Origin of the sequence: Bacillus sp. SIMBA_005 (assembly GCF_046535585.1) — a bacterium.
GTDB classification, from domain to species: Bacteria; Bacillota; Bacilli; order Bacillales; family Bacillaceae; genus Bacillus; species Bacillus pumilus.
The window spans coordinates 1-261 of sequence record NZ_JAWRWI010000633.1; the positions used below are offsets into that span (position 1 = coordinate 1).

A 261-nucleotide genomic window follows, 5' to 3' on the forward strand; every position below is an offset into this window, starting at 1 on the left:
CTACGCTGCAGCTCCGGTCTCCCCTCCGGGGCGCGTGCTGTCGATCATCGGCCTGGTGCTCGCCTTCGTCGCGGCGCCGATCGGCCTGATCCTCAGCATCGTCGCGGCCGTCAAGCTCGGCAAGGCCGGCGCCCCCAAGGGCATCGCCATCGCGGGCATCATCGTCGGCGCGGTCATCACCCTGCTGTACATCATCGGCATCATCCTGTTCGTGACGCTCTTCGCGGGCATCATCGGGACGTGCGCGGAGCTCGGCCCGGG

General features: G+C 69.3%; 1 protein-coding gene. It reads left to right on the top strand.

Going from position 1 to position 261, the window contains the following annotated elements:
• Positions 1 to 34 precede the first annotated feature (34 nt).
• A partial coding sequence (locus tag SB660_RS21615; RefSeq protein ID WP_410584470.1) for a hypothetical protein occupies positions 35 to 261 on the top strand: 227 nt, incomplete at its 3' end.